The following is a 15163-nucleotide window of genomic DNA, read 5'->3' as shown; positions in this document are numbered from 1 at the left end:
ACCGTTACTTTATTAAAGATTTAAATAATTTATAAATTAAAGCGATGAAATATTTTTTTGCAATTTGTATGAGTACTTTGTGGTTCAATTACAGTGTTTTTTCACAAGGAAAAACAACAACACACAAGGTAGAAAAAGGGGAAACAATCACTCAGATTGCACAGAAATACAAGGTTACTCCATTTGATATTTACCAATTAAATCCAGATGCACAGAGTGGTCTGAAACCAAATAGTATTCTATTAATACCTAATAGCTCTACAAAGAAAGCAGTCAACGTCCAATCAAAAAAAGGAACTACAACTGTAACCCATCAAGTGGCACCAAAAGAAACTTTGTATGGTATTGAAAAAAAATACGGAGTTTCGGATGAAGCTTTGAAGCAAGCAAATCCTTTTCTTGAAAAAGACGGCTTGCAAATAGGACAAATACTTACGATTTCGTCCAATGCTGTTTTAAAAAATAATATTCCAATTACAGAAAAAGTAGTTTATCACTATGTACTTCCTAAAGAAACCAAGTATTCCATCGCGAAGCAATACAGAATTACCATTGAAGAATTAGAACGTAAGAATCCGGAAGTGGTGTCAAATTTACCGGAAGGGTTCAAATTATTGATTAAAGGTGTAGCTCCAAAAGCAGATAAAAATGTAGTAGTTAATGAACCTAAAAAAGAAATTGTAGTTACAGCACCAATAAAGAATACGGTTTCCACGAATTATTTGAATTATGTGGTAAAACCAAAAGAAACGTTATACAGCTTATCTAAAATGGTGGGTTTAACGCAAGAGGAATTAATTGCTCTGAACCCTCTTTTGTCCGAGGGTGTTATTGAAGGTATGGTTTTAAAAGTTCCTGCAACAATTGTATTTTCTCAGGAAGCTAAAAAAGAATATCAGGAATTATCGAAGAACACTTATAGTAATTCCCGAAAAAAATTAACGCTTTTGTTGCCTTTCAATATTTCAAAAATTGAAAACGATACCGTTAATTCGATCGCAATGCGCCTGAAAAAGGATAAATTCCTGAACATGACTTTAGATTTTTATGCTGGAGCCTTGATGGCCATTGATTCTGCTAAAACTTTAGGACTTAATATTGATGTGAATATATTCGATTCGCAGGAAACAAAAAGTAGTTCGAATGTTGCTTCCTTAATAAAAAACAATGATTTGGCAGATTCAGATGCGATCATCGGACCTTTCTATCAGAGCAATGTTGAAAAAGCAGCCGAATTATTGTTGCCTAATCGAGTGCCAGTAATTTCACCTTTGTCAAAAGATTTAGGAGTTTCATACGCTAATATTTTCCAATCCATTCCCGCTCCTGAAGCAGTCAAAAATGCGATGTTTGACTACATGCGTACAAAGGGCGGTAATATTGTAGCAGTCGTTGATAAGAAAAAAGGTTCCGTTATTCAGTTTATCAAAGAAAATCATAAGGATGTGCAATTTTCAACACTTACTGCAAACGGTGGTGTTTCTGCTGAAAATTTGAAAAGTTTATTTGTAAAAGACAAGATAAACTATGTCGTGATGGAAACAGAAAATACTGGAATGATCAAATCAACAATTACTGCCATGTTGAGTGCTATGGCGACTTACAAAGTGCAGCTGGTTATTCTGGAACCTAATGCAACATTGGATACCGATGAAATTAATTTTCTAAATTTAACAAAATTGAAATTAATGTATCCTTCCGTTACTCGTGAAAATATTTCTCAGGAAGCTTTGATTTTCGAAAAAGAATTTAAAAAGAAAAATAAAATTTACCCAAGTATATTTGCCACTCGCGGATTTGATATTACTTTTGATACGATGTTGCGATTAGCACAAGATAAAAAATATCAGGAAACAATTGATACAACAGCAACGGAACAAATAGACAACAAATTCGAGTTTTATAAAAAGGAGGACGGTGGTTACACCAATAAAGGAATCTATATTTTGTATTATGATACGGATTTAACCATAAAAGTAGCAGAGTAATGACATCAATAGTGACGTATTTAGGTGATTTAAGAACCTCTTCGATTCATTTGCAATCTGGCACCGAAATCCTTTCGGATGCTCCGGTGGATAATAATGGGAAGGGAGAGGCTTTTTCTCCAACAGATATTTTAGCCAATGCTTTGGCAACTTGCATGATGACCATAATGGGGATTAAAGCCCGAGATATGGAACTTGATTTAAAAGGTTCTACTGCAGAAGTTATCAAAATTATGAATGCAGAACCCAGACGTATCGGAGCAATAGAAATTGCTTTTGAGATGTATGGAACGGCTAATATAAAAAACAGGACGATACTGGAAAGAGCAGCGATGACCTGTCCCGTTTTTCTGAGTTTACATCCTGAAATCGACAAACGCATAGTTTTTAACTGGAAATAATTAGTCTTTGGAAGCAAGAGACAAGAAACATAATCGATTTGTGATTCTTGTCTCTTGCTTCATTTTTATAATAAAATGGATCAAAACCAAAAACAACTTATCAAGCTTGCCCATACTAAAATGCCTTTTGGTAAATACGAAGGTTGGTTTCTTATTGATATTCCGGAATATTATATTGTTTGGTATAGCAATAAAGGATTTCCAAAAGGAGAATTAGGCGAGCAATTAAAATTAATTTACGAATTAAAACTCAACGGTCTGGAAGAGTTAATTCGGAATATAAAAAATCGATACCCAAAACCTTAAGCTAGACTTTCTTGAACTTCTTTTATTTTTTAAGAATTAGATTTCACTTTTTTTTAGTATAAAAAGAGTCTGAAAATGTAACAGTCTAATATTCTAATAGTCCAATTAAATTTGTACTTTTGCGACGTTTTTTTACACAACTACAACACAAATAACAACAGAATGAATCAAACGAAATATATTTTTGTTACCGGCGGTGTGACTTCTTCTTTAGGGAAGGGAATCATTGCAGCTTCGTTGGCAAAATTGTTACAAGCAAGAGGATACCGTACAACGATCCAAAAGTTTGACCCGTACATAAATGTAGATCCGGGGACATTAAATCCCTATGAACATGGGGAATGTTATGTGACCGATGATGGTGCTGAAACGGATTTGGATTTAGGACATTACGAACGTTTCCTAAATGTTCCTACTTCTCAAGCGAATAATGTGACCACTGGAAGAATATATCTTTCGGTTATTGAAAAAGAAAGAAGAGGAGAATTTCTTGGCAAAACGGTACAAGTTGTACCGCATATTACCAATGAAATTAAGGAAAGAATGCAATTGTTGGGAAATTCCGGCGATTACGATATTGTCATCACTGAAATTGGTGGAACGGTAGGAGATATTGAATCCTTACCTTATATAGAATCGGTTCGTCAATTGGTTTGGGAATTAGGCGAACACAACGGAATTGTAATTCACCTTACTTTGGTGCCTTATTTGGCTGCCGCAGGCGAGTTGAAAACAAAACCGACACAACATTCCGTAAAAACCTTGATGGAAAGCGGAATAAAAGCTGATATTTTAGTGTGCAGAACTGAACACGAAATTTCTGAGGAATTGCGCAATAAACTGGCTTTGTTTTGTAATGTAAAAAGAGAAGCTGTTATTCAGTCCATCGATGCTTCCACGATTTATGAAGTTCCTAATTTAATGTTGGAAGAAGGACTTGATGTTGTTGCATTAAAAAAATTAGATTTGCCTAAAAAAGCGGCTCCGGATTTAAAAAACTGGAATACCTTTTTACGAAGGTTAAAGAATCCGAAACATACCGTGAATATCGGTTTGGTTGGAAAATATGTAGAAATGCAGGATTGCTACAAATCTATTTTGGAAGCGTTTATTCATGCAGGAGCTGCAAATGAAACGAAAGTAAATGTGATTTCGATTCATTCAGAACACATCGATGCCAACAATATTAGCGAGAAATTTGCTGGTTTAGACGGAATTCTGGTTGCTCCAGGTTTTGGAGAAAGAGGAATTGAGGGGAAAATTGCAGCAGTGCAATATGCCCGTGAAAATAAAGTGCCGTTTTTTGGAATTTGTTTGGGAATGCAAATGGCAATCATAGAATATTCAAGAAATATTCTGGGTTATGCGGATGCTAATTCTACCGAAATGAATGAACACACTGCGCATCCGGTGGTAAATCTTATGGAAGAGCAAAAAACAGTTACTGATAAAGGTGGGACAATGCGTCTTGGTGCATGGAAATGTGATATCAAAAAAGATTCACTGGCGTATAAAATATACGGAAAAGAAACTATTTCGGAGCGTCACCGTCACCGATATGAGTACAATAGCAATTACGTTGCGCAATTACAAAACGCAGGATTAATAGCTTCGGGAGTAAATCCTGATACCGGATTGGTGGAGATTATAGAAATAGAAAATCATCCGTTTTTTATTGGGGTACAATACCATCCGGAATACAAAAGTACGGTAGCAAATCCGCATCCTATTTTTGTAAATTTTGTGGCAGCAGCCGTTCAGGCAAAGAAAAAATAGTTGTTGTTTTTTGAAACAATTCATTAAACTTCATACTAATAGATTAAACTTTTTTAAATATAATAATGGAACAAAAAAAATTTGACCTCAATTCGATTATCGGTTTTGCATTAATTTTTGGTATTTTGGTTTTTATCATGTACCAAAATCAACCCGACCCGAAAGTCGTTGCAGCTGAAAAAGCACAAAAAGAGTTGTTGATTAGAGAAGCAAAAACCAAGGAGTTAGAGGCGAAAACTGTAGCCAAAGCTACTGTCGCGGTTGCGGCAACTGGAGATTCCACACAATTGGCACAATTGCAAAAAACGTTGGGGAATTTTGCGTATTCAGCAACACTTCCTTCCGCGAAAGCGGGTGTAACTACTATCGAAAACGATTTGGTGATACTGACAATTGCCAATAAAGGAGGCTATATTGTGGAGGCCACTTTGAAACAATTTGAAAAGTTCAAGAAAGGTTCCGGACAATTAGTTCAATTGATAAAAGACAACAATGCCAATTTAAATGTGCAATTGCTGACTAGCGATAACCGTACTTTAAATTCTAAAGATTTGTATTTTGAACCTACGTTAACAAAAATAGGAGCAGATCAAGTATTGTCGATGAAATTGAAAGCGGGAGCCAATGAATTCCTGGAATACAAATACATTTTGAAACCAAACGATTATATGATTGGTTTTGATATCCGTTCCCAAGGGTTGAATAAAGTATTAAATACGGCAAAACCATTAGATTTAGAATGGAATTTGAAAACGTACAGAAATGAGAAAAGTGTTTCTTATGAAAATCGTTATACTGAAATCTATTTTGAACATGAAGATGGGAAAATTGATTACGCCGGTTTAGGTCAAACAGAAGAATCTGATTTGCAAAAAGCAACTTTTATTGCTTTTAAACAACATTTTTTCTCTACAATTCTTTTATCAAAGACACCTTTGGAAGCTGCTAAAGTGAAGTCTGATAACTTAGTTAAAGATGATAAAATTGATACTACTTTTACAAAACAATTCAAAGCTAATATCCCATTGGCTTTCACAAATGGAGAATTAGATCACAAAATGAGTTGGTATTTTGGTCCAACAGATTATAAAACATTAAAAGCATACGATCTAAATCTTGAAAAAATTATATCGTTAGGTTGGGGGATTTTCGGATGGATCAATAAGTTTATTTTTATTCCATTATTCGGGTTTTTAAGTTCTTACATTGCTTATGGAATTGCGATTATTGTTTTTACAATAATTATAAAAATAGCGATGTCTCCAATTACCTTTAAATCGTTCCTATCACAGGCCAAGATGAAAGTATTGCGTCCTGAAATCACAGAATTGGGAGAAAAATTCAAAAAAGACCCAATGAAAAAGCAACAGGAAACAATGAAGTTGTACAATAAAGCGGGCGTGAATCCGATGGCAGGTTGTATTCCGGCTTTGATTCAATTGCCATTTATGTATGCATCGTTTCAGTTTTTCCCTTCGGCTTTTGAGTTGAGACAAAAAAGCTTCCTCTGGGCAGATGATTTATCTTCTTTTGACGAAGTTATAAGATTACCTTTTTACATTCCCTTTTATGGAAATCACATTAGTTTGTTTCCTGTACTTGCCTCGATCGCTATTTTCTTCTATATGAAAATGACTTCTGGTGACCAACAAATGGCTGCTCCGCAACAAGAAGGGATGCCGGATATGGCTAAGATGATGAAAATCATGATTTATGTTTCGCCAATAATGATGTTGTTTTTCTTTAATAGTTATGGTGCTGGATTGAGTTTGTATAACTTCATTTCAAACCTAATTACTATTGGAATTATGATTGTCATCAAAAGATACTTTATCGATAGTGATAAAATTCATACTCAAATTCAAGAGAACAAATTGAAAGAGCCGAAGAAACAAGGTAAATTCCAGAAAAAACTGCAAGAAGTTATGGAACAAGCTGAAGCTCAAAAAGCACAGCAGAAGAAAAAATAATGCATAAAAAGGCTCTCAAATATTGAGAGCTTTTTTTATTTACATGTAATTTAAGTGACCTGAATTCGTTACTATAAAAAAGTAATTATGAAAATATTTTATAAAAAAGGAATATTGATTTTGATGTTTTTGAATGTATTTTTTCTTTACGCACAAACCGATTTTAATAAATCAGATGCAAAAGGGAAAAAGCATGGAGTGTGGAAAGGGTTTTATGAAGAATCAAAAAGACCCAGATACGAAGGAACTTTTGAGCATGGAAAAGAAATAGGAATTTTTAATTTTTATGATGATACCAAAGCCAAGTCTGTTATTGCCACGAGAGAATTTAATCCTAAAAATAACGCGACGTACACTATTTTTTATGACCAAAAAAGCAATAAAGTAAGTGAAGGAAAAGTAGTCAATAAATTATTTGAAGGACAATGGAAATATTACCATCAAGCCTCGAAAAATATAATGACAACTGAGAACTACATCAAAGGAAAGCTAGAGGGATTGCGTAGCGTTTTTTATCTCAGCGGCAAAATCGCAGAAGAAATTAATTATAAAAATAACCTGAAAAATGGTTTTTATAAAAAATACACGGAGAAAGGAATTCTATTGGAAGAGTCTTCTTTTAAAGGTGATTTGTACAGCGGTTTAGCCATTTTTAGAGATTCTTATGGAAGTACGGTTTCGAAGGGACAATTTGTAAATGGAAAAAAATCAGGTATTTGGCAGTTTTTTGAAAAAGGAAAATTAATTAAAGAAATGAATATGAGCTTTCCGGAAAATGCAACAAAATCCAAGAATAATTAAAGGTATCCTTAACAGCTACTGTTGCAAATCTTTTGTAGCTTTGCAGCCTTGTAAAATTATAATTTTTTGAAGATGAAGCGTGTTGTTGTAGGACTTTCCGGAGGTGTAGATTCAAGTGTTGCTGCTTACTTGTTGCAAGAACAAGGGTATGAAGTTATTGGCCTTTTTATGAAAAATTGGCACGATGATTCGGTTACCATTTCAAATGAGTGTCCATGGTTGGAAGACAGTAATGACGCTTTATTAGTTGCTGAAAAATTAGGAATTCCATTTCAAACGGTAGATTTAAGCAACGAATACCAAGAAAAAATCGTGGACTACATGTTCAGAGAATATGAAAAAGGACGTACTCCAAACCCGGATGTGCTTTGCAACCGCGAGATAAAATTTGATGTTTTCATGAAAATCGCTTTAAGTCTTGGTGCTGATTATGTTGCAACTGGACATTATTGCCGAAAAAGTGAAATTGAAGTGAATGGTGAAACGGTTTATCAACTGAAATCCGGTACCGATACCAATAAAGATCAATCCTATTTCTTGTGTCAATTATCCCAAGAACAATTATCAAAATCATTGTTTCCAATTGGCGAATTAACAAAACCGGAAGTACGTAAAATTGCCGCTCAAATGGAGTTGATCACTGCCGAGAAAAAAGATTCACAAGGTTTATGTTTTATTGGAAAAGTACGTTTGCCTGAATTTCTACAACAAAAATTACAACCCAAAGACGGAATTATTATCCAAATTGATAAAAACGATGCTGTATACAATTCTGAATTACAAGAAGAGATAAGTCTGGAGGAAAAGTTGAAAGCAGCAGCGAAGAAAATTTCGTACACACCGGAAATGGGAAAAGTTGTGGGAAAACATCAAGGTGCCCATTATTTTACTACCGGACAGCGAAAAGGATTAAATGTAGGAGGTACAACGGACCCTTTGTTTATTATCGCTACAAATGTAGAAACCAATACTATTTACACTGGATTAACCAGTCAACATCCTGGATTATTCAAGAAAGCTTTGCGTATCGAAAAAGAGGAAGTGCATTGGATTCGGGAGGATTTGGTTTTAGCCAATGGAGAAACGATGGAGGTAATGGCAAGAATTCGTTACAGACAGCCATTACAGACAGCCACTTTGCATCAGTATGAGAACGAAATGTATCTTTACTTTGACGAACCGCAGTCCGCAATTACCGAAGGGCAATTTGCAACTTGGTATTTAGGGGATGAATTAGTTGGTTCGGGTGTAATTTCTTAGTTTAGTACTTTGTTTACTAAAATTATAAGAAAGGCGTTTGCTTTGAATACAAATTAAGAATGTTAAAACAGCTGTAAGCGTGATTCAATCCCATTGGTAATTAGAATCTTTATAGCTTAACCAATAAAGTTACCCATGAGAAAATTCTATTTATTCCTTTTTTTAATCATCAGTACAACCGGTTTTTCACAGCAGGATGCGTGGGTGTATTTCAATGCGAAACCCAATTCTCAATTCTATTCCGATTCACCATTGAAAATGCTTTCTCAAAGGGCATTGGACCGAAGAACCAATCAAAATATTGCCTTAGATTTTAAAGATATTCCGGTAGAGCAAACTTACATTAATCAAATAAAAGCAAGGCCGGGAATTACGGTAATGGCAAAATCCAAATGGATGAACGCTATTCATGTTCGAGGACAGCAAGCGGCTGTAAATTCTTTATCGCTGTTATCTTTTGTCAATAAAGTTGATTTTGCTGACAAATCGATGAATCAAACGGGTAAAATAGCAGAATCTGTTGTAGTAAAAAAAGCAGATAAGACTAAGAAAACTAAAATTGATTATGCTTATGGATCGTCTTCAAATCAAATCCAAATGCTTAATGGGCATGTTTTGCACCAGCGTAATTACACAGGTTCCGGTAAAATAATTGCCGTAATGGATGCCGGTTTTCCAGGTGTTAATACGACACAGCCGTTTCAAAGCTTAAGAGATAATAAACAAATTTTGGGCGGTTACAATTACGTGTTGAGAAACCCAGAATTTTATACTGGAGTGTCACACGGAACATCTGTGCTTTCTTCAATGGGAGGATATAAAGAAAACTCGTTAGTGGGAACGGCTCCCGACGCCTCTTATTATTTGTTCATCACGGAAGACGACACTTCTGAAAATCCTGTAGAAGAATCCTTTTGGGTTGAAGCTGCAGAAAAAGCGGATAGTTTAGGTGTCGATATTATAAATACGTCTTTGGGTTATTTCGATTTTGATAATCAGGCTTACAATCATACGTATAGTGAAATGAATGGCACCACTGCATTTATGTCCCGCGGAGCTGAAATTGCATTCAGCAGAGGAATGATTTTGGTTAATTCTGCAGGTAATTCAGGAAGTTCCTCAAATCCTCATATTGCCGTTCCAGCTGATGCCGTTTCAGTAATTGCCGTAGGTGCCGTAAATTCATCTGAAACAAAAACTTCTTTTAGTTCAACAGGTCCATCTTTTGACGGAAGAATAAAACCGGAAGTAATGGCGCAAGGGCAAGCAGCAGTAGTTTCTGATGCCGCAGGAAATATTGTAACGGCAAACGGAACTTCTTTTTCTGGCCCTATCATGGCAGGAATGGTGGCTTGTTTGTGGCAGGCATTTCCTGAAAAAACCAATCGGGAAATTAGAGATATAATTCTGCAATCATCTGATAGATTTTCATTGCCAAATAATCAATACGGATATGGAATTCCTGATTTTAATTTGGCGGTAAACAATCTGTTAGATGTAAATCCTTTTTCGAAAGATGATTTTATCATTTATCCCAATCCTGCAAGTGATTTTGTTACGGTTTCTTTACCTTCAAAATTTGAGCAGGGAACTGTTGTTTTGTACACTGTGCTGGGACAGAAAATGTTAGAACAAAAAGTTACTCCTCAATCTTCGATCATTTCATTGAAAACACTGGAAAAAGGAATGTACTTTTATAAAATGGAATCCGTTGGTTTAATTAAAACGGGAAAAATTTTGAAACAATAATACTATTACGTTTACATGAATACAATCACAGCGCTTTTTAAAATAAAATATCCAATCATTCAAGGCGGAATGATTTGGAACAGCGGGTATAAATTAGCAAGTGCTGTCAGTAATGCAGGAGGTTTAGGATTAATAGGAGCTGGCTCCATGTATCCTGAAGTTTTGCGTGAGCATATTCAAAAATGTAAACAAGCGACTTCAAAACCATTTGGAGTGAATGTTCCCATGTTGTATCCCAATATTGAAGAAATCATGAAGATTATTGTTGAAGAAGGTGTAAAAATCGTTTTCACTTCAGCAGGAAACCCTAAAACGTGGACCTCATATCTAAAAGAAAATGGCGTCACTGTTGTACATGTGGTCAGTAGTTCTGTTTTTGCGTTGAAAGCACAAGATGCAGGCGTTGATGCTGTAGTTGCTGAAGGTTTTGAAGCCGGAGGACATAATGGACGAGAGGAAACCACCACGCTTACGCTGATTCCCATAGTGAAAGAGAAAATAAAAATTCCATTGATTGCTGCGGGAGGGATTGCCACTGGACGGGGAATGTTGGCTGTAATGGTTCTTGGTGCAGATGGTGTTCAGGTTGGAAGCAGATTTGTTGCTTCATTAGAATCATCGGCTCATGATAATTTCAAGGAAACCGTAATCAATGTGAAGGAAGGGGATACGCAGTTGACTTTGAAAGAACTTGCTCCAGTTCGGTTGATTAAAAATAAATTTTATCAAGATGTACAGGATTTATATCAAACCAGTCCAACAAAAGAGGAAATAGTTGCGTTATTAGGAAGAGCAAGAGCAAAACGGGGTATGTTTGAAGGTGATTTAATTGAAGGAGAACTAGAAATAGGACAAGTAGCAGGAATAATCCACGTAATAAAGCCAGCGGGAGAAATTGTTGAGGAAATGATAACCGATTTTGAATTGGCGAAAAAAGAAGTGCTAAATATCAATTTTTAAACTATGGCTAAGATAAAAATATACAGCATACTGCTGTTTTTGGTACTAGGATTGCACACTTCTTATGGCCAAAGCTACAAGTTTAAAACATCGGGATTTAGTGTTTTAGAAAAAAATGAAAAAGGAAAATGGGGCAAATGGTCTGATTTAAATCTGGTGAATGTGTTGGTAACATTGGATACTAACAAAAGTAGAATAGTAATTTATTCTCAAATTATTCAGCTTTTTGAAATCATCGAGTATCAAACCACTGAGGAAAATGATACTGATATCGTGTATTCATTTACGTGCAAAGACAATGAAGGTGTTGATTGTACGGTTTCTATAATCACCAGAAAAAAACAAGAAAACAGGAAACAGCTTTATATCAATTATGACAACCGGATTATTGTTTATAATATTTTCAATATGTAAATAAGGACGTTTTATCTTTTTTGGGTTTTGTTCATTTATAGTATTTCAATATCCTTGATGAAATCATCATACTCTGAATAAAATACTTCCAAAGCAGTCATTTTTTCATTGTAAAAAGCAAAAATTTCGTCCCAGTATTTTTGGTTGCTAACGCCGACATTTAATTTTTCAATCCAAATACGGCTTATTGTTTTACCGCTTTCTAGGGTATACTCTTTTTCAAAAATCAAATCTTTGACAAATTCTTCTTCGAGAATGTTTTTTAAAGCTAAAAGTTTTTTAAAGTAAGCAATTCTTTTTTCATCACTTCTATGTTCGATGTCTATTAAAACTTGGGCTTTTTTATTGTCTACGTAAAATTTAAAAGAGAAATCTTTAATTTTAGTATCATACAACAACCATTTTCGTGGATATTTTTCTGCAAATGCAATCCAGAATTCGCGCTTCAATTTTTGGGTTTCTACTTTGCTGTACATAATTGTTGCGACTTTAGGGACTAGAAAATTTGTGCAACTCTATTTTCTAAACTATATTTATATTTAATTTCAATGTGCAAAAATAGACTTTGATTATGGATTTTCAAGAATTTTTAAAATTTGTTCCCAAATTAATTGATGCCAAGCTTCCAGCTTTTGAGGCGCACATCAAAATGGCACCTTTAGAACGGTTGGAAAGTTTGAAAAAAATAGATTTTGGAGATAACAATCCAAGAATAGCAGCTGTATTGATGCTTTTTTATCCTAAAAATGAAACAACGCACTTGGTATTGATTGTACGTAATTCGTATGAAGGCGTTCATTCGGCACAAATTGCTTTTCCAGGAGGAAAATATGAACACGATGATGATGATTTCGCCTACACTGCCCTTCGTGAAACCCATGAGGAAGTGGGGATTCATCCGGATAAAATTGAAATTCTTAAACCTTTTACAGAATTATATATTCCACCAAGTAATTTTATGGTGCACCCTTTTTTGGGTATCAGTAAAGAAGAGCTTGTATTTGTACCGGAACCCTCTGAAGTTGCGGAGATAATAGAATTGCCGTTATCTATTTTTCTGAGTGATGCTATTGTAATTGATACTAATTTGTCTACTTCCTACGCGGACAACATCAGTATTCCGGCTTTCAAAATTGAAAACCATATCGTATGGGGCGCAACAGCGATGATGTTAAGCGAACTGAAAGAAGTCTTGAAAGAAGTCTTTAACACTTCAATTTGACGCTAAATTAAGGTGTCAAAATTGTAAATAACATCAAATATTAATTTCGTAAGTTTGCTGATTCAACATTAAAAACACATAATTTTATGGGATTGTTTAAGAGAAATCCTTTTGGTCACATACTATTTATAAAGAAATGGTTAATTCGAATTTTCGGTGCCATCACACATAGAAGATATAGAGGGTTTAATGAACTTCAAATCGAAGGTTCAGAAATTATCAGGAATTTACCGGATACCAATGTGCTTTTTATTTCCAATCACCAAACCTATTTTGCTGATGTCGTTGCAATGTTTCACGTATTTAATGCAAGTTTGAGCGGACGCGATGATACCATCAAGAATGTTTGTTATCTGTGGCAACCAAAAATGAATATCTATTATGTGGCAGCTAAAGAAACCATGCAGGCGGGATTATTGCCAAGAATTATGGCTTATGCAGGAGCAATTTCAGTGGAGCGCACTTGGCGTGCTAAAGGAGTAGATGTACAGGAGAAAAAAGATTTTAATCCGGATGACACTGAAAATATAAAAATAGCTTTAAAAGACGGTTGGGTAATTACATTCCCACAAGGAACAACAAAATCCTTTAAACCCGTTCGAAAAGGAACTGCTCACATTATAAAACAACACAGACCTATTGTTGTACCTATCGTTATAGATGGTTTTCGTCGTTCATTTGATAAAAAAGGATTGCGCATAAAGAAAAAAGGAATTCTGCAATCTTTCATTGTCAAAGAACCATTGAATATTGATTACGATAATGACACCATTGAAGAAATTGTTGAAAAAGTCGAGTATGCTATTGAGCAACATTGCTCGTACCTGAAAGTAATACCCGCTGAAATTATAAAAGAACAAGAAGAACTAAATAAAACCCGCAGGTGGGAGTATTAGATAAAAGTTAATAACTGCTCTTCCAACTCTTGATTCGCATAATTCAATAGGTGTTATTAGTTTTTGATGATAATTTTCGTCAATTCGAGTAATTTTCTCCCGAAGACTCGTGAATAAAATAGGAACGAGAATTAGAAAATTATCATTAAAAACGTTTCTCGATAAATTTTTGTTCTGCTTTACTTTACAAAATCCAGAAGCTTTGGACCGAACTGGCATTTTGAATAGTTACAGGTAATTGATAAATAGCAATAATTACCCATTGGGTGTAATCTAAGTTTCCATATTTAAACACGTAGATTTTGAATAGATTTCCAAATAATTTTATATTTTTTTATGCTTTTATTTAAGGGCGTTCTGAAGAAACTTATTTCTGAAAGAAGTCGGAAATCATAGTTTACGTACTCTTTAAAAAGGAATAATTTATCCTCTTTAAAAGAATTAATACACTGCATGCTTTTAAATGAAATACTTAGTGCAAATTATTTATATTTGCCTGCAGGATTTTACATAAACCAATGAACCAACCCGAACAAACCAATACCACGTGGCTGTTTGAAATAACACCAAAAAATAAATTCTTCTCGCTGAACCTAAAGGAGGTTTGGCAATACAGGGATTTGCTGCTGCTGTTTGTGAAAAGAGATGTCGTTACTGTATATAAACAAACCGTTTTGGGACCGCTCTGGTACTTGATTCAGCCGTTATTCACTTCGATTACATTTACTATTATTTTTAACAACGTTGCAGGTATCAATACCGGAACGGTACCGCCTTTTTTGTTTAATTTGGCGGGGATTACTGTTTGGAATTATTTTACCGCTTGTCTCAATGGTACTTCAAATACTTTTGGTGCTAATGCCGGGATTTTTGGCAAAGTCTACTTTCCTCGTATTATCGTACCGCTGTCTATTGTGGTTTCTAACTTAGTGAAGTTTGGAATCCAGTTTTTTATATTCATTTGTTTTTATAGTTACTATTATTTTCAAGGTGCTGCAATAGGGATGAATGTAACGACTTTATTCTTTCCATTATTGATTGTTATGATGGGTGTTTTAGGATTGGGATTGGGAATGTTTATCTCTTCCTTAGTTACTAAATACCGAGATTTCAGTAACTTGATCGGTTTTGGTGTACAACTATTGATGTATTTGTCGGCAGTAATGTACCCGATGGCTTTGATAAAAGAAAAATTACCCACGTATGGCTGGTTAGTGGAATACAATCCTTTAGCCTATGTGATAGAAACGACGCGATACATGTTGCTAGATGTTGGAAAAATCTCTTTATACGGATTGGGTTACACGTTTTTAATAACCGTTGTCGTGTTTTTAGTGGGAATTTTGATTTTTAACAGGACGGAGAAGAGTTTTATAGATACGGTTTAGGTTGGTGAGAAGTTAGTGGAGAGAAGTAAGTG

14 protein-coding genes are annotated in these 15163 nt (G+C 34.8%); 13 read left to right on the top strand and 1 reads right to left on the bottom strand.

What is annotated here, in order from left to right; all coding sequences use genetic code 11:
- The first annotated feature begins 44 nt into the window (after window positions 1-44).
- The 10 genes from ACP7AT_RS14075 to ACP7AT_RS14030 all read left to right on the top strand — a co-directional run bounded on the left by ACP7AT_RS14075 (window position 45) and on the right by ACP7AT_RS14030 (window position 11625).
- Complete coding sequence (locus tag ACP7AT_RS14075) at window positions 45-1988, top strand: PBP1 and LysM peptidoglycan-binding domain-containing protein (protein WP_426065022.1); 1944 nt, start codon at window positions 45-47, stop codon at window positions 1986-1988.
- Complete coding sequence (locus tag ACP7AT_RS14070; protein WP_426065021.1) at window positions 1988-2389, top strand: OsmC family protein; 402 nt, start codon at window positions 1988-1990, stop codon at window positions 2387-2389. Before ACP7AT_RS14075 ends, ACP7AT_RS14070 begins: the two co-directional genes overlap by 1 nt.
- A 75-nt stretch (window positions 2390-2464) precedes the next feature.
- Complete coding sequence (locus ACP7AT_RS14065; RefSeq protein WP_426065020.1) at window positions 2465-2695, top strand: DUF3820 family protein; 231 nt, start codon at window positions 2465-2467, stop codon at window positions 2693-2695.
- Between the two features lie 162 nt (window positions 2696-2857).
- Window positions 2858-4471, top strand: a complete 1614-nt coding sequence (locus tag ACP7AT_RS14060; RefSeq protein WP_426065018.1) for a CTP synthase — start codon at window positions 2858-2860, stop codon at window positions 4469-4471.
- A gap of 65 nt (window positions 4472-4536) precedes the next feature.
- Window positions 4537-6441 (top strand): membrane protein insertase YidC, encoded by a 1905-nt coding sequence (gene yidC / locus ACP7AT_RS14055; RefSeq protein WP_426065017.1) that lies wholly within the window; start codon window positions 4537-4539, stop codon window positions 6439-6441.
- Window positions 6442-6528: 87 nt separating this feature from the next.
- Window positions 6529-7242 carry a toxin-antitoxin system YwqK family antitoxin gene (locus tag ACP7AT_RS14050; protein WP_426065016.1) on the top strand — a complete coding sequence of 238 codons (714 nt, stop codon included), beginning with the start codon at window positions 6529-6531 and terminating at the stop codon, window positions 7240-7242.
- A gap of 72 nt (window positions 7243-7314) precedes the next feature.
- Window positions 7315-8502 carry a tRNA 2-thiouridine(34) synthase MnmA gene (gene mnmA / locus ACP7AT_RS14045; protein WP_426065043.1) on the top strand — a complete coding sequence of 396 codons (1188 nt, stop codon included), beginning with the start codon at window positions 7315-7317 and terminating at the stop codon, window positions 8500-8502.
- Window positions 8503-8637: 135 nt separating this feature from the next.
- Window positions 8638-10251, top strand: a complete 1614-nt coding sequence (locus tag ACP7AT_RS14040; protein ID WP_426065014.1) for a S8 family serine peptidase — start codon at window positions 8638-8640, stop codon at window positions 10249-10251.
- Between the two features lie 15 nt (window positions 10252-10266).
- On the top strand, window positions 10267-11211 hold the full coding sequence (locus ACP7AT_RS14035) for an NAD(P)H-dependent flavin oxidoreductase (protein ID WP_426065013.1): 945 nt from the start codon (window positions 10267-10269) through the stop codon (window positions 11209-11211).
- Window positions 11212-11214: 3 nt separating this feature from the next.
- Window positions 11215-11625: a hypothetical protein gene (locus ACP7AT_RS14030; RefSeq protein ID WP_426065012.1), complete on the top strand. Its 411-nt coding sequence runs from the start codon at window positions 11215-11217 to the stop codon at window positions 11623-11625.
- A 35-nt stretch (window positions 11626-11660) separates the two neighbouring features.
- Here the strand turns inward: ACP7AT_RS14030 and ACP7AT_RS14025 are convergent, their stop codons facing one another.
- On the bottom strand, window positions 11661-12101 hold the full coding sequence (locus ACP7AT_RS14025) for a DUF4268 domain-containing protein (protein WP_426065011.1): 441 nt from the start codon (window positions 12099-12101) through the stop codon (window positions 11661-11663).
- A gap of 95 nt (window positions 12102-12196) precedes the next feature.
- Here ACP7AT_RS14025 and ACP7AT_RS14020 point away from each other — a divergent pair, with 95 nt between their 5' ends.
- The 3 genes from ACP7AT_RS14020 to ACP7AT_RS14010 all read left to right on the top strand — a co-directional run bounded on the left by ACP7AT_RS14020 (window position 12197) and on the right by ACP7AT_RS14010 (window position 15131).
- Window positions 12197-12847: an NUDIX hydrolase gene (locus ACP7AT_RS14020; protein ID WP_426065010.1), complete on the top strand. Its 651-nt coding sequence runs from the start codon at window positions 12197-12199 to the stop codon at window positions 12845-12847.
- Window positions 12848-12933: 86 nt separating this feature from the next.
- Window positions 12934-13743 carry a lysophospholipid acyltransferase family protein gene (locus ACP7AT_RS14015; RefSeq protein WP_091205722.1) on the top strand — a complete coding sequence of 270 codons (810 nt, stop codon included), beginning with the start codon at window positions 12934-12936 and terminating at the stop codon, window positions 13741-13743.
- Between the two features lie 518 nt (window positions 13744-14261).
- Window positions 14262-15131, top strand: coding sequence for an ABC transporter permease (locus tag ACP7AT_RS14010; RefSeq protein ID WP_426065009.1), 870 nt, complete (start codon window positions 14262-14264; stop codon window positions 15129-15131).
- The last annotated feature ends 32 nt before the right edge of the window (window positions 15132-15163 follow it).

It is taken from the genome of Flavobacterium sp. DSP2-3-1, assembly GCF_049896865.1.
Lineage (GTDB): Bacteria > Bacteroidota > Bacteroidia > Flavobacteriales > Flavobacteriaceae > Flavobacterium.
The sequence above is the reverse complement of the archived record's forward strand: the minus strand, read 5'-3'. Positions and strand labels throughout refer to the sequence as shown.